The organism is Cupriavidus sp. UME77 (genome assembly GCF_014170355.1).
In the GTDB taxonomy this organism is placed as follows: domain Bacteria; phylum Pseudomonadota; class Gammaproteobacteria; order Burkholderiales; family Burkholderiaceae; genus Cupriavidus; species Cupriavidus basilensis.
Window position 1 is genome coordinate 163,345 of the sequence record NZ_LZZU01000055.1, and the last position, 17,980, is coordinate 181,324.

Here is a 17,980-nt window from a genome sequence, read left to right on the forward strand (position 1 = left end):
TCATCGGTTGAAGGAAATGATAGATCAGTGCGGCAGTGCAGGCGGCGCGCTCGGACGCGCTGCTAGTCCGGCCGGATAAGAATCGGTGGCCCGGAGAGCTCCGCCGAAGCGTGGGCCCGTACGCCCGCCTCCAGATCGCCGGCGGTCTCGGCGTGGATCCTGAACAGCGCTTGCCCGGCAACGAGCCGGTCCCCCACCGTGCACAGCAGGTCCACGCCAGCGCCTGGCCGGCGTGGCGCGCCGGCGCCGCGTGCAATGCCGGCAATGGCAAAGCCGTTGATATCCGCGACGACGCCCGCTGCGCTGGCCGGTACGGTGTGGACATGGTTGCCCGGTGCATCCGGCGCCGCCCTTGCGCCCTGCGCGGCCACGATCCGGTCGAATGCGGCGCTTGCGGCCCCGCAGGCAAGCAATTCGCCCGCAATCCGCCGTCCCTCGGCGGGAGATCCCACGGCCGGGTCGAACGCAAGAATCTGTCCGGCAAAGAACAGGGCCTTTTCGCGCAGGTCCGCGGGTGCGTCGGGGCCGCCGTTGAGTACCTGCAGCACATCCCGCACTTCCAGTGCCGGGCCCACGCCGCGCCCGATGGGTTTGCTGCCGTCCGTCGCGAACGCGCGCACCTGCATGCCCAGCCCCGCGCCCACCGCCTCGAACAAGACGCCCAGGGCTTGTGCTTCGGCTTGCGACTTGAGCTTCGCCTGCGGGCCGAAGGGCAGGTCGACGATCACGTGGGTCGAACCCGCGGTGTATTTCTTGGAGAGGATGGATGCCACCGACCACCGGTTGGCGTCCAGGCCGAGCGGGCGCGTAATGGCATTCATCACATCGTCGATAGCCGAGTGATTAAGGCGGCCATTCCAGGCAATGCAGGCTCGCGCTTGCTCCACGCAGCGGCGCACGTCGTCGATGTCCAGGTCCACCCGCGCCACCGTCTCCATGGCCTCGGCGGTGCCGGCTGCGGAGGTGATCGCGCGCGACGAGGTTTTGGGCATCGCCAGCCCGAACGCCGCGACGATCGGCACCACGATCAGCGTGATGCGGCTGCCCGGCACGCCGCCCATCGAGTGCTTGTCCACCACGATGCGTTCGTTCCATTCGATCCTGGGGGCAAAGCGCGTGCGGGCACGCGCGACGCTGACCACTTCCGCATCGGTGAGGTGCTGCGAGGCAGCTACCAGGAACGCGGTCAGCTCGATCTCCGTATAACGGCCCTCCACCGCATCGCGCAGCACGGCTTCGTACTCGGCCTCGCTCAAGGCCTCGCCGCGCAGCTTCTTGCGCAGCACATCGCGGCTGACAGGGCCGGGAATCCGGCGCAGGCGCACGATGCTGCCGGGCGCAACGCCCAGGCGATCGAAGAGGGCATCGGACAGGCCGATGTCTTCGTCTTGCAGCAAGGCCGGGTTCTCGACCACATGCAAGGCCGCGGGGATTTCGGCTGTTCCCGAGCGCACGGCCATGCGGGTCTGGCCAGCGGCAAAGGCGGGCGACACATAAGCAATGTGCGCGTCGCCGGTGGCAATCGGCATGCGCCTTGCCTTGAGTGCTGTCGACGTCGTGCGCAGCGCTTCCAGGAAGCGCGCGATGCCCACCGCCAAGGCCGCGTCGTTCGATACGCAGACGCTCGCCACGCCTGCGGGAATCGGATCGGGCATGCGCTCCAGCCTGCGCAGCACCGCGTCGCCGGATTCGCGTCCGCGTGCGGCAATGCGCTGTGCCAGCACCTGCAGCGGCGCCGTGACATGGATGACGACGAAGTTGTGCAGCTGGCCAGCCAGCGCGGCAGCAATGCCGCGCGAGCCGTTGGCGATGACGTGCCGGCCGCGCTCCAGTTCATCCAGCAAGCCGGCGGGCAGCCCATAGCGCAAGCCATGCGCTGCCCACGTGATCAGGAAGGCGTTGGCCGCCTCGCGCGCCGAGAACTCGGCCTGCGTCACACCCTCGTGGTCCTCGCCCGGCGAACCCGTTGGCCGCGTGATGACGCGCCTGGCAAACACATAGCGCGGATCGGCCAGCAGCGCCGCCCTGGCACCGTCCATCAGCGAGTCCTTGCCCGCGCCGCTGGGGCCAACCACAAGGAAGAAGGTGCCGGCAGCTTGCACGGGCCTATCCCGCGCGGTGGAGACCGCCGCCAAGGCCGATGGCCCGACGCGGTTCGGATGGCGGGAGGCTTCCAGGCTGCTTGTGCATGTGTCGTTCCAGGTCTCGGGGTTCTTCATGGTCATCCTCTTCTTTCTCTTGGTCCATTCCTGGTCCCATTTCGTCGACCGTGCCGCATACGTCCTCAGACAATATGCTTAGATATCGAAGTACAAAGGCAATGCTAGCACCAGATGAAACCTTGTCAAGATAAGTTCGACATCTAAGAATATGCAAGAGTCAGGCCATGGCCGGGAAGGGCCGTATCCACGGCCTTTGGCGGAGATTCCAGTAATGTCTAGCAGGGAAATCCCTCTGCAGGTGCGTTGCTGCATCGTCGTGGCGCAAGCCCGCACTGATGTAGTGAGCACTACATCAGGACGAGGAAAAATGGTTAGCTGGCGAATATCCGCCGGGAGAGCGGCGTGGCGGATCATACGGCCGCTTTGCTAACGCGTTATCATGTTTTCCATCATCGGGCGCGGGCATGGCCGGCGCCGACAAGGACTCCCACACCGTCTTATGGCCACTTCTAAACTGACTGAAACGCAGGTGCCCGCCCAGCCAGGCGACATCGCCAACGAGCGCCTTGCGCATATGGTGAAGGACGCCGCCCGGGCCTATATCCGCGCCCTGCAGATGCGCCTGGCCGAACACACAGTCTCCTATGGGCACTGGACCATCCTGCGGATCCTCTGGGATCACGACGGTTTGTCGCAGCGGGAGCTGAGCGACCTGGCGGGCGTCACGGAGCCGACCACGTTCGCGGCGGTCAAGGCGCTGGAAGCGCTGGGCTATATCGAGCGCACGCACCTGCCCGGCAACAAGAAGAATGTCCATGTGTTCCTGACCAAGACGGGACGCGCCCTCAAGCGCAAGCTGGTGCCGCTGGCCGAGGAGGTCAACGAGATCAGCGTGGAGGGGGTCTCGGCCGAGGACGTCGCGATCGCGCGCAAGGTGCTGATTGCCATCAACCGCAACCTGGCCAAGGACGAGGAAGAGGCCCAGGGCACGGCACGGCGCGTGCCGTCGACGCGCGAGCTGGGGCGGCTGCTGGCGGATCTTTGAGCCAGCGCCGTCACTGGCGGCGAGCGCGGCATGAAAAAAGCGCGCCAGGCAGCAGCCAGGCGCGCGTCAAAGTGGCGGGAAGGAGTGACTCCCGCTCACACGGTATTTCTCACACGGTATCTTTACACCGCCTGTTCACAGCGCGTCTTCACACCGCATCGTCCAGCCCGATATCCACGGCCGGCGCGGACTGGGTGATCTTGCTGGTGGAGATGTAGTCGACGCCGGTCTCGGCGATGGGGCGGATGGTCTCCAGGTTGATGCCGCCGGACGCCTCCACCTTGGTGCGCCCATTGACGATGGCAACGGCTTCGCGCATGTCGGGCACGGACATGTTGTCCAGCATGATCACGTCGACGCCCGCCTTCAGGGCTTCATGCACCTGGTCCAGCCGGTCGCACTCCACTTCCAGCTTGGTCAGCACGGGCAGTTGCCGGCGCGCGCGCTCCACGGCGGCGGCAATGCTGCCGCACACGGCGATATGGTTGTCCTTGATCATCACGCCGTTATCGAGGCCCAACCGGTGATTCAGGCCGCCACCGCAGGTTACCGCGTGCTTCTCCAGCACGCGCAGCCCCGGCGTGGTCTTGCGGCTGTCGATCAGGCGCGCCTTGGTGCCGGCAATTGCCTCCACGTAGCAGGCGGTATGGTTGGCGACGCCGCACAGCCTTTGCATGATGTTCAGCGCCGTGCGCTCGGCGGTCAGCACGCTGCGCGCGGAGCCGCTCACGGCGATCAGGATGGCGCCCTTGGCGACCTTGTCGCCATCGCTCACGCGCACATCCACATGCAGTGACGGATCGTAGCGGGAGAACACGCGGGCGGCCACATCCACACCGGCGATCAGCATCGGCTCGCGTGCATTCATATAGAACGAACCCGTCTCGCCCTTCTCGATCATGGTGTGGACCGTCAGGTCGCAGGCGCCGATGTCTTCGGTCAGCCACAGGTCAATCAGCTTGTCGGTTGCAAATGGGTCGTACATGCTTGGCTCCAGGGTTCCGGGGGTCCGGTGGGTTGGTGTCGCGGTCTTGATGTGAATGCAAAAAATACTTAGATATCGAAGTACGTATGGCAATCCTAGCATTTGCCGTGGCCTTGTCAAGTAATGTTCGACATCTAAGAATAATTTCGCGGCGACGCGCGATGTCCCGGCCTGTCATAGAATGCTTGTCGACGCACGGCCGGGCCAGGCCCCGGCCTTCCTGACACGCACAGACGGAGCACAAGACATGATTCTCGAAATAGCGCAGTTCCAGATCAAACCGGGCACGGAGTCGGACTTCGAGGCAGCGGTTGCCAAGGCAGCGCCGCTCTTCAAGCGCGCCCGCGGCTGCCACGCCATGCGGCTGCTCAGGTCGATCGAAAACCCCTCGCACTTCACGTTGGAGGTCAAGTGGGAAACGGTCGAGAACCACATGGTGGATTTCCGCGAATCCGCGGACTTCGCCGAATGGCGCAAGCTGGTTGGCGACTACTTTGCCGCCGCGCCCAACGTGGGCCATGTCAGCGTGGCGGTCGAGGGGTTCTGAATCCGGGTTGACGGGGCCAACCTCCCCCCGCTTGAGTAGGGTCCCGAATAACGCAATTGCGTTATTGGTGGGGGAAAGTGCAGCAGGTAAGCTGCTTGCACGCTGAACACCCCGTTCCATGCGTATTTGACATGCCACCTGCCGGTAAAGCAGGTGGCATTTTCTTTGTGAGCCTGGTGTTTACCCTGAGTGCATTCGCCGTCGCAGGCGCTTGCCGCATCTTCGGGTGAGCCGGGAGGGTCCGGCCCGCCTCCTGCACCAGCTCCTTATTTCTCCTCCCGCATCTTCTCCAGGAAGCGGTCGCGCGCGGGCTCGTCCGTTCCCGCCTTCCAGACGCAATACACCTCCGACGGCACCGTCGCCTGCGCCAGCGGCAAAAACACCGCCCCCGCCATTGCCGACCTCTGCAGCGCCGCCGGCACCAGCGCCACGCCGGTTCCTTGCGACACCAGGGACACCACCGACAGCCAGTGCCGCACCTCATGCCGGATCTGCGGATAGAAGCCTTGCGCCGCGCACATCTCGAAAATGCGGTTGTAGTAGTCGGGCGAGGCCTTGCGGGAGAACAGCACGAAGGGCTCGCCGCGCAGCTCGCTCAGCGCCACGGTGGCTTGCCGTGCCAGGGGATGGTCATGCGGCACGCAGCACAGGAAGGGTTCGCTATGGACCAGCGCGGTGGCCAGTTCGTTGGGCACGCGGTTGGTGTGGATGAAGCCGGCATCCAGGCCGTCATGCAGCAGCGCGTCGATCTGCTCCTGTGAGTTGAGTTCCGTCAGCGCTACCTGGATGCCGGGGTAGCTGGCCTGGAACTCCCGCAGGCGCTGGGGCAGGCCGCGGTACAGCATGGAGCCGACGAAGCCGATGCGCAGCCGCCCGACGGCGCCGGCCTCGATCTCGCGGGCCAGCAGGCGGGCTTCTTCAGCCTGGGCCAGCAGCGCGCTGGCCGATTCGCGAAAGGCCCGGCCGGCGGCGGTCAGGCGCACGCCGCGGCTGTCGCGCTCGAACAGGCGGGCGCCCACCGAGGCTTCCAACTGCTGGATGTTTAGCGATAGCGGCGGCTGCGAGATCGACAGGCGGCGGGCGGCCCGGCCGAAGTGGAGTTCTTCGGCGAGGACGAGGAAGTAGCGCAGGTGACGGAATTCCATGGCGATATAAAAAATATATGGACCAAGCCAATTTTAGAATTAGACACGAATCGCCGGACTTTGAATAATGCAGACAAAGTATCCGGCGCCAAGTGCCGGCACACACAGGAGATACCCCATGCAGACCAGCGCAGCGCGCCAAACTGTCGTTTCGGCCACTTTGTCCGCCTCGTCCGCCTCGCCCGCCTCGGCCGTGCCCGCACCCTCTGCCACGCCCGCGCATCCGGTGCCGGATCAGCAAGGCGTCAACCTGTTTGCCAGCGACCCGGACCTGCGCGCGCTGCTGCCGCTCTACCTCCCGCCCGACCTGTTCGCCCACCTCTTGCCCCACCTCGATCGCATGGGCGCGCTGGCCGGCGGCGTGCTGGACGAACTCGCGCATATCGCCGACCAGAACAAGCCCACCTTGTCGCACCGGACCCGCACCGGCATCGATGCCCAGCGCATCGACAAGCATCCCGCTTACGTGGAGCTTGAGAAGGTGGCGTTCTCCGAGTTCGGGCTGGCGGCGGCATCACACCGTGGCGGCGTGCTGGGCTGGGACAAGCCGATGCCCGCCGCGGCCAAGTACGCGCTGACCTACCTGTTCGTGCAGGCCGAGTTCGGCCTGTGCTGCCCGCTGTCGATGACCGATTCGCTGACCCGCACCTTGCGCAAGTTTGGCGACCCGGCGGTGGTCGAGCGCTTCCTGCCGAACCTCACCACGCAGGTCTTCGAGGACCTGTACCAGGGCGCCATGTTCATGACCGAGCAAGGCGCGGGCTCCGACGTGGCCGCCACCACCACCCGCGCCGCGCGCGATGCGCAGGCCGAGGGCGGCTGGCGCCTGTCGGGCGACAAATGGTTCTGCTCCAACCCGGACGCCGCGCTGGCGATGGTGCTGGCCCGCGTCGAGGACGAGAATGGCGAGGCCGCGCCCGGCATCAAGGGTGTGTCGCTGTTCCTGCTGCCGCGCACGTTGGCCGATGGCAGCGCCAACCACTACCGCATCATCCGGCTCAAGGACAAGCTTGGCACGCGCTCCATGGCCAGCGGCGAGATCCGCCTGGAAGGCGCGCATGCCTACCTGGTGGGGGAACTCGGCCGGGGCTTCGTGCAGATGGCCGACATGATCAACAACTCGCGCCTGTCCAACGGCGTGCGGGCGGCCGGCCTGATGCGCCGTGCCTTGTCGGAGGGCCAGTTCATCGCGCGCGAGCGCCGGGCCTTTGGCAAGCGCCTGCTTGACATGCCGCTGATGCGCCGCCAGTTGCTCAAGCTCGTGCTGCCCACCGAGCAGGCCCGCACCATGGTGTTCCAGACCGCCGAGGCACTGCGCCGCGCCGATGCCGGCGAGGCCGATGCTTATCCGCTGATGCGCGTGCTGACGCCGCTGATCAAGTTCCGCGCCTGCCGCGATGCGCGCAAGGTCACCGGCGACGCCATGGAAATGCGCGGCGGCTGCGGCTATATCGAGGAATGGAGCGACCCGCGCCTGGTGCGCGACGCGCATCTCGGCTCGATCTGGGAAGGCACCAGCAATATCGTTGCCCTTGACGTGCTGCGTGCGATCCGCCGCGAAGGCGCGTTGCCGGTGCTGGAAGCCCACCTCGCGGGCTTGCTGCAAGCCACGCCGATGCATGCCGGGGCGCGCGCCACGTTTACCGCGGCGATTGCCAGGGCCGCGAAGCTGGCCGCCCGCGCCGCGGAAGCCGGCGCCGATGGCGACGTGCTGGCGCGCCAGGCCGCTTCCGCGCTGTACCACGTGACCAGCGCGGTCGCCATGGCCTGGGAAGCCGGGCGCATCGGCTCGGTACGGCGCATGCGCCTGGCCCAGCTGGTGCTGCTCCATCGCGTGCTGCCCCAGGATCCGCTGGCCGGCGAGGCCGAACCCTACTGGCTGGCCGACACCATCGCCCCGCCCGCCGACGGCGCCGTGAGCGCCACCGGCGAGGTGGCGCAGGTCAACCTCTTCTGACGCCTTACCGCAGCCCTACCGCACCCTTACCGCAAAACCGACAAGCCCCCGCGGCGCCCCTACGGCGCCGCACACGCCGCCGCAGCACCGGCTGGCCGGCGCAAGAAGACCTAAACCTGGAGACAACCATGACCCTCTGGCAACGCCTCGCCGCTGTCGCCGCCTGCACCCTTTGCGTGGGCATTGCCCCCGCGCTGGCGCAGAAGGACTACCCGTCCAAGCCCATCATGATGATCGTGACCTACCCGCCCGGCGGCCCCACCGACGTGATGGCGCGCACCCTGGCGTCCGCGCTCAAGGGCAGCCTTGGCCAGACCGTGGTGGTGGAAAACCGCGCCGGCGCCGGCGGCAATATCGGCGCCGAAGCCGTGGCGCGCGCGGAGCCGGATGGCTACACGCTGATGTTCGGCACCTCGGCCCCGCTGGCGATCAATGTCAGCCTGTACCGCAAGATCAACTACGACCCGGTCAAGAGCTTCGCGCCGATCATCCAGATCGGCCAGTTGCCCAATGTGCTGGTGGTGAACCCCTCGGTGCCCGCCAAGACCGTTGGTGAGCTGATCGCCTACGGCAAGGCCAACCCGGGCAAGCTGACCTATGCCTCGTCCGGCAATGGCGCGTCCTCGCACCTGGCCGGCGTGCTGTTCAACAACCTGGCCGGCACGGACTTCCGCCATATTCCCTACAAGGGCACCGGCCCCGCGCTCAACGACCTGCTTGGCGGCCAGGTGAGCATGAGCTTCACCGACGTGCTGACCGCGCTGCCCTTCATCAAGAGCGGCAAGTTCCGCGTGCTGGGCGTGACCACCAAGAGCCGCTCGCAGGCGCTGCCCGATGTGCCCACCGTGGCCGAGCAGGGCGTGCCCGGCTTCGACGTCTCGGTGTTCTTCGGCGTGGTCGCCCCGGCCGGCACGCCGCCGGCGGTCATCGCCAAGCTCAACCATGCTTTTGCCGATGCGCTGCAACAGCCCGAAGTGCGCAAGACCCTGCAAGCGCAAGGCCTGGAACTGCCGCCGTCGACCTCGCCCGAGCAGCTTGGCAGCTTCGTCAAGGCAGAGGTGACCAAATGGCGCGGCGTGGTACAGAAATCGGGCGCTCAGCTGGACTGAGCCAGGGGCACGCCCCGCCAAGCCAGGCTATGAATCATGGCCGGTTCGGCGGTAGTATTGACGTTTGCCAACCTGCGTGCAGTCCAATGCACCCGGCGGCGTGAGGGCGAATTCCTGGGCATCGCGGCATAGCGGTGCCCGTTTTGCCTTCATGCGGCCCCAACCTACCCTGTGCCCGCCATGACCGATCTCTCCTCGCCCGCATCCGTCAACGAATTTGCCGGTGAAGCGCCAGGCCTGCTGTTTGCCCTGCCGATGCCCATGGCCCGCGTGTTCGGCCTGACCGGCGTGCACATCAACGCCAAAGAGGCGCGCGTGAGCATGGCCTACCACCCGGACCACACCAACAGCCGCGGCGACGTGCATGGCGGCGCGCTGGCCACGCTGCTCGATTGCGCGCTGTCCTGCGCCGCGCGTGGCCACGATCCGCGCCGCTTTGGCGTGGCCACGATCGACCTGTCGGTGCATTTCACCGCGCCCGGGCGCGGCGAGCTGACCGCCACCGCCTGGTGCGAGCGGCGCGGGCGTTCCCTGTGTTTCGCGCGCGGCGAGATCCGCGACGCGCAGGGCGAGCTGCTGGCGCTGGCCACTGGCACCTTCAAGCTGCTGGATCGCACGCCCGCGCCGGCCGCCTGAGCCAACCCGCGTTTTTCGTCGCACGTTCATCGCCGCAGTTACGGAACCCCTCTCATGAGCAAACTCCCTGTCTCGCCCGGCGCGCTCGCCGGCATCCGCGTGGTCGATCTCTCCCGCATCCTGGGCGGGCCGTTCTGCGGCCAGATCCTTGGCGACCATGGCGCCGACGTGCTGAAGATCGAGCCGCCCCAGGGCGACGATACCCGCACCTGGGGGCCTCCGTTCAAGGACGGCGTGGCCTCTTATTACTTCGGCCTGAACCGCAACAAGCGCGTGATGCGGCTGGACCTGAGCGCCGATGCCGACCGCGAGGTGCTGCTTGTCCTGCTGGCCGACGCCGACGTACTGGTCGAGAACTTCAAGACCGGCACGCTGGAAAAATGGGGGCTGGGGTTTGACGCGCTGTCGGCGCGCTTCCCGCGCCTGGTGCACTGCCGGGTTTCCGGCTTTGGCGCCGATGGCCCGCTAGGCGGCCTGCCCGGCTACGACGCGGCCATCCAGGCCATGGCGGGCATCATGAGCATCAACGGCGAAGCCGGCGGCGACGCGCTGCGCGTGGGCTTGCCGGTGGTGGACATGGTCACGGGGCTGAACGCCGCGCTGGGCGTGTTGCTGGCCCTGCAGGAGCGCGAGCGCAGCGGGCGCGGCCAGTTTGTCGAGGCGGCGCTGTACGACTCGGGCCTGTCGCTGCTGCATCCGCACGCGGCCAACTGGTTCATGAGCGGCAAGGAGCCGACTCGCACCGGCAACGCGCACCCGAACATCTATCCGTACGACACCGTCGCCACCGCCACCGACCCGATCTTTCTCGCGGTCGGCAACGATCGGCAGTTCCGCATCCTGTGCGAGCACCTGGAGATGCCGGGGTTTGCCGACGATGAGCGCTACGCCACCGCCGGCGCGCGCTCGGTCAACCGTGCCACGCTCAAGGTGGAGCTGGAGGCGCGCATGGGCAAGCTGGATGGCAAGGTGCTGGCCGATACGCTGGTGGCCGCCGGCGTGCCGTGCGCGCCGGTGCTGTCGGTGGCGGACGCCTTGCAGCATCCGCACACCGTCCACCGCGAGATGGTGGTGGAGATGGCGGATGGCTACAAGGGCCTCGGGTCGCCCGTCAAGCTCAGCCGCACGCCGGCCACCTACCGTTACGCGCCGCTGGCCGAGGGCGACCGGTTCCTGCCGCGCGACGCCGCCAACGACGGCGAGTAAGCGGCGGGGCTGTGCCCGCTCGGTGGGTCAGTGGCTCAGTAGCTCAGTAGCTCAGTGGGGAATCATCCCCGTGAACACATAAGCCTGCAGCATGGTGATGATGCCCACGATCACCGCAAACAGCAGGCTGTGCTTCACGGTAAAGCGGAACAGCTCGGATTCCTTGCCGACCAGCCCGGTGGCCGCGCAGGCTACCGCGATGGATTGCGGCGAGATCATCTTGCCGGTCACGCCGCCGGTGGTGTTGGCCGCCACCAGCAGCGTGTCGGATACGCCGATCTGGTGCGCGGTGGTGCTCTGCAACGAGCAGAACAGCGCATTGGACGACGTGTCCGAGCCGGTCAGGAACACGCCCAGCCAGCCCAGGAAGGGCGAGAAGAACGGAAACGCCGCGCCCGTGCCGGCCAGCAGCAGCGCCAGCGTCGACGACATGCCCGAGTAGTTGGCAACAAAGGCGAAGCCCAGCACCAGCCCGATCGACAGGATCGGGCGGCGCAGCTCCATCAGCGTTTCGCCGAAGGTGGCCAGCGCAGCGCGTGGCTTCATGCGCAGCAGCACGGCGGAGATCAGCGCGGTCAGCAGGATGGCGGTGCCCACCGCCGATACCAGGTCGAGCTTGAACACCGCTTCGTAGGCCTTGGGCTGTGCCACGATCGGCGCGGCCTTGATCACCAGCTGGTCCAGCGCCGGCACATGGAACTTCAGCACCCACCCGGCCAGCGCGCCGTTGCCGGCAAACAGCGCCTTGAACGATGGCAGGCTCCACACCGTCACGATGGCGGTGAGGATGCCGAACGGCGCCCACGCGCGCACGGTCTGCGCCACGGTGTAGGGCGAGGCACGGCGGTTGCTACCCGCCCCGTCGCCCGCACCGTTGCCGAAGCCGCCTGCATCGCTAGCCAGCCCGCCACCCATGCGCGCCAGTGCCGCGGCACCGCCGCCGCCCGCCTTCACCGCGCCGCCAGCCCGCTGGCTTGCGCTTTTGGGCTGCCACACCTTCAGGAACAGCGTCAGCGACACCAGGCTCACCAGCGCCGACGTGATGTCCGGCAACTCCGGCCCGATATGGTTCGAGGTGAAATACTGCGTCACCGAGAAGCTCGCGCCGGTCACCAGCGCCGCCGGCCACGTTTCTTTCACACCGCGCTTGCCGTCCATGATGAATACCAGCCAGAACGGCACCGCCAGCGACAGCAGCGGCAATTGCCGGCCGGCCATGGCGCCGATGTGCATGGCATCGATGCCGGTCACCTGGCCCGCCACGATGATGGGAATGCCCATGGCGCCGAAGGCCACCGGTGCGGTATTGGCGATCAGGCACAGGCCCGCCGCATAGAGCGGGTTGAAGCCCAGGCCCACCAGCAGGGCCGCGGTAATGGCCACCGGCGCACCAAAGCCAGCCGCGCCTTCCAGGAAGGCGCCGAAGGCAAAGCCGATCAGCAGCATCTGCAGGCGCTGGTCGTCGGTGATGGCCAGCACCGACGCGCGGATGATGTCGAACTGCCCGGTCTTCACCACGATCTTGTAGAGGAACACCGCGGTCACGATGATCCACGCGATCGGCCACAGGCCGTAGGCAAAGCCGAAGCCCGCGGCGGCGAGCGCCTGCGGCACGGGCATGCCGTAGGCGAAGATCGCCACGCCTAGCGCGAGGAGCAGCGTGATGGCTGCTGCCACGTGGCCTTTCATGCGCAGCACGGCCAGGGCGAGGAAGAAGAAGAGGATGGGTAGCGCGGCCGCGAGCGCGGACAGCCATAGGCTGCCTAGCGGTGTGTAGGTTTGGGTCCAGGGTTGCACGGTGGGTCTCCTCCGGGGAATGCGTTTGGGTGAACTGGGGTGGGGCGTTTTGTTGCTTGTGTTTTTTGTCTTGTTCTTGTTGCCTTGTTGCCTGACTGCGAAGTCAAAGGCTTAAGGTCAAAGGCTTAAAGTCAAAGGCGGTTTCACCACCCCTGCGGGGCGGCGACCTACTTTCTTGTCTTGCCAAGAAAGTAGGCAAAGAAGGCGCGCCGGATGGGGCGACACCCCCTCGTCGTCAGCCAAAAAGAGCGGCCGGGGGCCAAACTCACATCGCCTTAAGGCGATGCTCAGACATGGCCCCCTCTTTTCCGCTCTTTTTGCCTGCCGACGAGGCGCCCCATACGGCCTGGTAAACCTTCACGGCTCGCTTCGCATCGCGCTGTGTTGCCCGCTGGCGGGTCTATACGTGGGCGCTTTTGTTGTGTCTGTTCTTGGTACCGGCTTACTCTGCCTGTCCGCGCTCGCGCAGCAAGTCCGACAGGCTGCGCGGCGCGGGGGTAAGCGGTGCGCGGTGCCGGGTCCACCCGAGTTGCTGTTTTGGCGTCAGCACCCGCAGCCGCGTGGCGGCCCAGCGGAACAGCCGGTAGGCGAGCGGATGCGCGAACGCGCCGCTCCAGAAGCGCCAGACCAGGTGCTCGCCGCGGCTGAACTTGGCGCCTTGGCCGCGCAGCGGGTGCGCAACCTGTTCGTCGGGATCGCGGTTGGCCTCGGTGCGCAGGCGGATCAGCAATTGCGGAATCGGGATGCGCACGGGGCAGACTTCGCCGCAGGCGCCGCACAGGCTGGAGGCGGTGGCGAGGTCCGCCGTGGCATCGAGCCCGAGCAGGTGAGGCGAGATGATCTTGCCGATCGGGCCGGGGTAGGTGGTGCCGTAGGCATGGCCGCCGATGCGCGTGTACACCGGGCAATGGTTCATGCACGCGCCGCAGCGGATGCACTGCAGCGTGGCGCGCAGTTGCGCATCGGCATAGGCCTGGCTGCGGCCGTTATCCAGCAGCACCAGGTGCACCTCGCGCGGGCCGTCGCGCTCGCCCGCGCGGCGCGGGCCGGAGATCAGGTTGAAGTAGGTGGTGATGGCCTGCCCGGTGGCCGAGCGCGTCAACAGGCTGGCCAGCGGCACGATGTGCTCTAGCCGTGCCACCACCTTCTCCATGCCCATGATGGCGATGTGCACATCGGGCACGGTGGTGGACAGGCGGCCGTTGCCCTCGTTTTCCACCAGCCACAGCGTGCCGGTGTCCGCGGCGGCAAAGTTCACGCCGGACAGGCCGATGTCCGCGTTGACGAATTCCTGGCGCAGCGCGCGCCGGCCGGTCTGGATCAGTTCGTCCACGTCCTCGGTATAGGGCGTGCCGGGGATATGCTGCGCGAACAGCTCGGCAATGTCGCCGCGCGTCTTGTGGATGGCCGGCATCACGATGTGCGACGGCTTCTCGCCGGCGAGCTGCACGATGTACTCGCCCATGTCGGACTCGATGCAGTCGATGCCACGCTCGGCCAGGTAATGGTTCAGCTCGATCTCCTCGCTGGCCATCGACTTGCCCTTGATCACGCGGCTTGCCTGACGGGCCTGTGCGATGCCGTGCACGATCGCATTGGCCTCGTCCGCGGTCTCGGCCCAGTGCACCTGCACGCCGGCCGCGGTGAGCTTGTCCTCCAGTTGCACCAGCAGGTCCGGCAGCTGCGACAGTGCGTGCTGGCGGATCGCTTCGCCCAGGTCGCGCAACTGCTCCAGCTCATCGCCGTCGGGAAACTGCACGGCGCGCTTGACCTGCAGGAAGTCCATGGCGCCGCGAAAGCTGCTGCGCAGCTTGGGGTCGTCCAGCGCCGCGCGCGAGCGCGCCTTGAAGTCCGCGGCGGGCACGAAGTGCAGGGGCGCGGCGCCGTCCCGCGCAGTCGTTGATGTGCTCATTGCGCGGCTCCCGTCCCGGCGCTGCCGGTCACGATGATGACCCACAGCTCGCGCGGGCCATGCGCGCCGTAGGCCAGCGTTTGCTGGATGTCCGAGGTCTTGGATGGGCCGGATACCAGCACCAGGTTGGTCGGCATGCCAGCGCTCCAGCGCTCGGCGCGCGCGGCGCAATGCAGGTCCGGATGCAGCGTCTCGGCGTACACCAGCGCGATATGCAGCGGCGGCACCAGCGAGACCGTGCGTGGGGTTTGCGCGTCGGGCGCCAGCACCAGCGTGCCGGTGGCGGCAATGCCGGAGCGCGCCACGGTGAAGCCCGCGTCCACGGTGTCGAAGAGTTCCGCCTTCCACGCTTCGATGGGGCGCGCGTAAGACAACGTCGCCACGCTGGCGGGCAAGGCGCGCATCAGCGCGGCGCCTTGCGCGGCCGCGGGGTCCAGCAGCAGGCGGCGCACGCCGGCGGCAGCGAGCCTGCCTGCAAGCTGCGCGGGCCAGGCCTCGGCGCTGGCGCACCAGGCCCGCGCGTGCGAGGCACTTAGTGCAGCCTGCATGGCCTGCGCCAGCTCGGCGGGGGTGGCCGCCTCGCGGCGGGCATCGTAGTGTGCGTCGATGCGCGCATCCAGCTGGCTGGCATCGGCATCGGCAGTGGCATCGGCAGTGGCAGCGGGTGCGGCTGCGCGTAGCCGGCCCAGCATGCGCTCGCGCGCGCTCAGTGTGCTCATGCTTGCTCCTTGGTGGCGCCGCCGGTACGCCGCCACAGGAAGGTGGCGAGATGCTCGACAGCCAGCGGCGCGCCCTGGTGCCTGGCCGCGTGCCCGATATTGAGCAGGCAGCCGCAGTCGGCAGAGACCAGCCGGTCGCAGCCGGTGGCGCAGGCCGAAGCGATCTTGTCCTGCACCATCGCGCCGGAGATGTCGGGATGCTTGAGCGAGAAGGTGCCGCCAAAGCCGCAGCATTCGGATTCGCGCTGATGCTCGGCACGCGTGACGCCGGGCAGGACGTCGACCAGTGCCACGCCATGGTCGCGCGTACCCATTTCTCGACGGGCGGCGCAGGAGGTGTGCAGCACCACGGTTTCGGGCGGCTGGCCGGCGACGCCGCTCACGTCGAAGCGGACTTTCAACACGTGCAGCAGGAATTCGCTCAGCTCGTACACGCGCTCGGCCAGCAGGGCGGCCTTGGGCCCGGCCACGGGGTCCTGCGCGAACAGCTGCGGCCAGTGGTGCCGCATCATCCCGGCGCAAGAGCCAGAGGGCACGATCACCGGCCATGGTTCGGCGAACAGATCCAGCTGGGCCAACGCCACCGCCCGGGCCTGTTCCGGGTTGCCGCTGCTATAGGCAGGCTGTCCGCAGCAGCTTTGCCCACGGGGGAAGTGCACGGTCAGGCCCTCTCGCTCCAGCAGCCGCACGGCGTCCAGGCCGGCTTGCGGCACGAACATGTCGACCAGGCAGGTGGCGAACAGGTAGACCTGTGCCGGGGCAGGGGGATAGCGCCTTTGCTTCATGTCTCGCTCCGTGGGTGCGGCCGCCTGGCTGTGGGGCTCAGGGCCGGCCGTTGTTTGAGCGCATAATTCCGCGAGACGCGCGCCAGTTCAAATTGGTTGGACCAGTTGGGCGTGGCGAACGGATTTCGGAGCGAGTGGATGGCGGCGGGCAGGCAGGCGCGCGGGCGCGTGGAAGAGGTGATGCGGAAACTGGAAACGGCGATGCTGGACGGCACTTGGCCAGCCGGCGCCCGCCTGCCCGCGGAGCGGCTCCTGGCCGAGCAATATGGCGTGGCGCGCAACACCATCCGCGAGGCTATCCAGCGGCTGGCGGCGCGGGGCTTGCTGCAAAGCCGGCAGGGCGCCGGGGTGTTCGTCACCGAGCAGTTGCGCACCGGCTTTGCCTCGCCATGGCGCCAGCTGGTGGCGGACCACCCGGTGCTGCGCGACGATATCCTGGAGTTTCGCCGGGTGCTGGAGGGCGCTACCGCTTACTTTGCCGCTATGCGCGCGGATGCCGCGGATCTCAAGCGCATCCGCGGCCTGCTCCGCGCGCTGGAAGCCGCCCGCCAGCAAGACGACAAGGCCGCCGAGGCCGAGGCGGATGCCAAGCTGCATGAGGCCATTGCCCAGGCCTCGCACAACACCATGTTCCTGCACCTGCATACCAGCGTGATCGGCATGCTGCGCGAACACATCACCATCAACGGCACGGGCCTGCGGGTGCAGGACGAGGATGCCTCCGCGCTATTGCTGCTGCAGCACCGCACGCTGTGCGAGGCCATCTGCGCGCGCCGCCCGGAGGAGGCGCGCACCGCCATGCAGACGCACATCGACTTTGTGCGCAGCCGGGTTGAGCAGCGAGGAGACGGGGCAAGCGCCTGACGTTGGGCACTGGAGCGGCGGGCACCGGATCGGCGGGAATTGGTCCTACCGGTGGCGCCGTGCGTCAGATCAGGCCCTTGTTGGACAGCTCGCGCTTGAGATAGGCGTAGTAGATCGGCCCGGCAATCACGCCGGCGACGCCGTACAGCGACTCCATCAGCAGCATGACCGTGAGCAGCTCCCAGGCGGCGGCATTGATGCGCGCGCCGATGATGCGTGCGTTGAGGAAGTACTCGAACTTGTGGATCACCACCAGGTACAACAGCGAGGCGATCGCCATGGGCAGCGAGACCGACAGCGAGGCCACCACGATGCCCGTGTTCGACACCAGGTTGCCCAGTACCGGCAGCAGCCCGACCAGGAACGTGAGGGCGACCAGTGTCTTGGCCAGCGGCAGGTGCACGCCAAACAGCGGCAGCACCACCAGCAGGTAGATCGCGGTGAGCACGGTGTTGATCAGCGAGATCTGCACCTGGGCGAAGATGAACTGCGAGAACGCCAGCTGCAGGTTGCGGGCACGTTCCACCAGCGCCGAGGCCAGCGGCCGGCGGTTGGGCTTGGAGATGGCGCGGTACAGCGCGACCATCGCGCCGATCACCAGGCCGATCAGGATATGCGCGAGGCTGCGCAGCACCTCGGTGCCGAACTTCTGCGCCATCTGCGCGTGCTCGCGCAGCCAGGCAATGAGGGCGTTGGCCAGCTCATCCACGCCGCGCGGCAGCGCGTCGCTGACCCAGACCGGCAGCTGGGCGCGAGACTTGTCGATGATGTCGGCGGTGCGGATCAGCAGGGTGTCGAGCGTATTGCCGTCGCCGCTGACAAAGCGCACCAGTGCCCAGCCCCCGAGCGTGAGCCCCAGCAAGGTGACAGCGGAGAGGATCGCCACCGCCAGGGCATCGTGGCGCTGGTGCAGGCGCACCAGCTTGGGCGCCAGCACGTCCACCAGCGAGTACAGCAGCAGGCCCGCCATGAGCGCCGCCACCAGGTTGGCCTGCATCACCATCCAGAGCGCCAGGGCGGTCAGGATATAGGCGGCAGTCGTGACATTGAACCACTTTGCATCCGGCAAGCGGGGTATGCGTGGCGGATCGGGTTGATTCATCAAGTCTCC

General features: G+C 67.3%; 15 protein-coding genes. 7 read left to right on the forward strand and 8 right to left on the reverse strand.

What is annotated here, in order from left to right; translation table 11 throughout:
* Positions 1–62: 62 nt before the first annotated feature.
* The gene (gene phnN / locus A9975_RS22745) at positions 63–2,102 is read right to left on the reverse strand and encodes a phosphonate metabolism protein/1,5-bisphosphokinase (PRPP-forming) PhnN (RefSeq protein ID WP_370565301.1); all 2,040 of its coding nucleotides are present in this window, start codon (positions 2,100–2,102) and stop codon (positions 63–65) included.
* Positions 2,103–2,661: 559 nt separating this feature from the next.
* Here phnN and A9975_RS22750 point away from each other — a divergent pair.
* Positions 2,662–3,207, forward strand: a complete 546-nt coding sequence (locus tag A9975_RS22750; RefSeq protein ID WP_174426145.1) for a MarR family winged helix-turn-helix transcriptional regulator — start codon at positions 2,662–2,664, stop codon at positions 3,205–3,207.
* 148 nt (positions 3,208–3,355) lie between these two features.
* Here the strand turns inward: A9975_RS22750 and nadC are convergent, their stop codons facing one another.
* Positions 3,356–4,192, reverse strand: a complete 837-nt coding sequence (gene nadC, locus A9975_RS22755; RefSeq protein ID WP_183034776.1) for a carboxylating nicotinate-nucleotide diphosphorylase — start codon at positions 4,190–4,192, stop codon at positions 3,356–3,358.
* Between the two features lie 247 nt (positions 4,193–4,439).
* Here nadC and A9975_RS22760 point away from each other — a divergent pair, with 247 nt between their 5' ends.
* Positions 4,440–4,739 (forward strand): antibiotic biosynthesis monooxygenase, encoded by a 300-nt coding sequence (locus tag A9975_RS22760; protein ID WP_174426143.1) that lies wholly within the window; start codon positions 4,440–4,442, stop codon positions 4,737–4,739.
* 266 nt (positions 4,740–5,005) lie between these two features.
* Here the strand turns inward: A9975_RS22760 and A9975_RS22765 are convergent, their stop codons facing one another.
* Complete coding sequence (locus A9975_RS22765) at positions 5,006–5,884, reverse strand: LysR substrate-binding domain-containing protein (protein ID WP_183034777.1); 879 nt, start codon at positions 5,882–5,884, stop codon at positions 5,006–5,008.
* A 118-nt stretch (positions 5,885–6,002) separates the two neighbouring features.
* On the opposite strand from A9975_RS22765, the gene A9975_RS22770 reads away from it, so the two are divergent.
* From A9975_RS22770 to A9975_RS22785, 4 genes are all read left to right on the forward strand, one after another.
* On the forward strand, positions 6,003–7,841 hold the full coding sequence (locus A9975_RS22770) for an acyl-CoA dehydrogenase family protein (protein WP_183034778.1): 1,839 nt from the start codon (positions 6,003–6,005) through the stop codon (positions 7,839–7,841).
* Positions 7,842–7,969: 128 nt separating this feature from the next.
* Positions 7,970–8,950, forward strand: a complete 981-nt coding sequence (locus A9975_RS22775) for a tripartite tricarboxylate transporter substrate binding protein (RefSeq protein ID WP_183034779.1) — start codon at positions 7,970–7,972, stop codon at positions 8,948–8,950.
* Positions 8,951–9,130: 180 nt separating this feature from the next.
* Positions 9,131–9,586, forward strand: coding sequence for a PaaI family thioesterase (locus A9975_RS22780; RefSeq protein ID WP_183034780.1), 456 nt, complete (start codon positions 9,131–9,133; stop codon positions 9,584–9,586).
* A gap of 54 nt (positions 9,587–9,640) precedes the next feature.
* A complete protein-coding gene (locus A9975_RS22785) occupies positions 9,641–10,792 on the forward strand; it encodes a CaiB/BaiF CoA-transferase family protein (RefSeq protein ID WP_183034781.1) in 1,152 nt (383 codons plus the stop codon).
* Positions 10,793–10,843: 51 nt separating this feature from the next.
* Here A9975_RS22785 and A9975_RS22790 read toward each other — a convergent pair whose 3' ends face one another.
* The 4 genes from A9975_RS22790 to A9975_RS22805 all read right to left on the reverse strand — a co-directional run bounded on the left by A9975_RS22790 (position 10,844) and on the right by A9975_RS22805 (position 16,005).
* Positions 10,844–12,589: a lactate permease LctP family transporter gene (locus A9975_RS22790; RefSeq protein ID WP_183034782.1), complete on the reverse strand. Its 1,746-nt coding sequence runs from the start codon at positions 12,587–12,589 to the stop codon at positions 10,844–10,846.
* 442 nt (positions 12,590–13,031) lie between these two features.
* Positions 13,032–14,501, reverse strand: coding sequence for a LutB/LldF family L-lactate oxidation iron-sulfur protein (locus tag A9975_RS22795; protein ID WP_183034783.1), 1,470 nt, complete (start codon positions 14,499–14,501; stop codon positions 13,032–13,034).
* On the reverse strand, positions 14,498–15,211 hold the full coding sequence (locus A9975_RS22800) for an LUD domain-containing protein (RefSeq protein WP_183034840.1): 714 nt from the start codon (positions 15,209–15,211) through the stop codon (positions 14,498–14,500). The genes A9975_RS22795 and A9975_RS22800 overlap by 4 nt, the downstream gene beginning before the upstream one ends.
* 5 nt (positions 15,212–15,216) lie before the next feature.
* Positions 15,217–16,005 (reverse strand): (Fe-S)-binding protein, encoded by a 789-nt coding sequence (locus A9975_RS22805; RefSeq protein ID WP_183034784.1) that lies wholly within the window; start codon positions 16,003–16,005, stop codon positions 15,217–15,219.
* Positions 16,006–16,143: 138 nt separating this feature from the next.
* Here A9975_RS22805 and A9975_RS22810 point away from each other — a divergent pair, with 138 nt between their 5' ends.
* Positions 16,144–16,869 (forward strand): FadR/GntR family transcriptional regulator, encoded by a 726-nt coding sequence (locus A9975_RS22810; RefSeq protein WP_183034785.1) that lies wholly within the window; start codon positions 16,144–16,146, stop codon positions 16,867–16,869.
* 64 nt (positions 16,870–16,933) lie between these two features.
* On the opposite strand, the gene A9975_RS22815 is transcribed toward A9975_RS22810, so the two are convergent.
* Positions 16,934–17,971 carry an AI-2E family transporter gene (locus tag A9975_RS22815; RefSeq protein ID WP_183034786.1) on the reverse strand — a complete coding sequence of 346 codons (1,038 nt, stop codon included), beginning with the start codon at positions 17,969–17,971 and terminating at the stop codon, positions 16,934–16,936.
* Positions 17,972–17,980: the final 9 nt, after the last annotated feature.

Excerpts from the sequence above, each read along its gene's own strand:
- A9975_RS22750 (WP_174426145.1), top strand. The coding sequence starts at position 2,662 with ATGGCCACTTCTAAACTGACTGAAACGCAGGTGCCCGCCCAGCCAGGC.
- nadC (WP_183034776.1), bottom strand. The coding sequence starts at position 4,192 with ATGTACGACCCATTTGCAACCGACAAGCTGATTGACCTGTGGCTGACC.
- A9975_RS22760 (WP_174426143.1), top strand. The coding sequence starts at position 4,440 with ATGATTCTCGAAATAGCGCAGTTCCAGATCAAACCGGGCACGGAGTCG.
- A9975_RS22765 (WP_183034777.1), bottom strand. The coding sequence starts at position 5,884 with ATGGAATTCCGTCACCTGCGCTACTTCCTCGTCCTCGCCGAAGAACTC.
- A9975_RS22770 (WP_183034778.1), top strand. The coding sequence starts at position 6,003 with ATGCAGACCAGCGCAGCGCGCCAAACTGTCGTTTCGGCCACTTTGTCC.
- A9975_RS22775 (WP_183034779.1), top strand. The coding sequence starts at position 7,970 with ATGACCCTCTGGCAACGCCTCGCCGCTGTCGCCGCCTGCACCCTTTGC.
- A9975_RS22780 (WP_183034780.1), top strand. The coding sequence starts at position 9,131 with ATGACCGATCTCTCCTCGCCCGCATCCGTCAACGAATTTGCCGGTGAA.
- A9975_RS22785 (WP_183034781.1), top strand. The coding sequence starts at position 9,641 with ATGAGCAAACTCCCTGTCTCGCCCGGCGCGCTCGCCGGCATCCGCGTG.
- A9975_RS22795 (WP_183034783.1), bottom strand. The coding sequence starts at position 14,501 with ATGAGCACATCAACGACTGCGCGGGACGGCGCCGCGCCCCTGCACTTC.
- A9975_RS22805 (WP_183034784.1), bottom strand. The coding sequence starts at position 16,005 with ATGAAGCAAAGGCGCTATCCCCCTGCCCCGGCACAGGTCTACCTGTTC.
- A9975_RS22810 (WP_183034785.1), top strand. The coding sequence starts at position 16,144 with ATGGCGGCGGGCAGGCAGGCGCGCGGGCGCGTGGAAGAGGTGATGCGG.
- A9975_RS22815 (WP_183034786.1), bottom strand. The coding sequence starts at position 17,971 with ATGAATCAACCCGATCCGCCACGCATACCCCGCTTGCCGGATGCAAAG.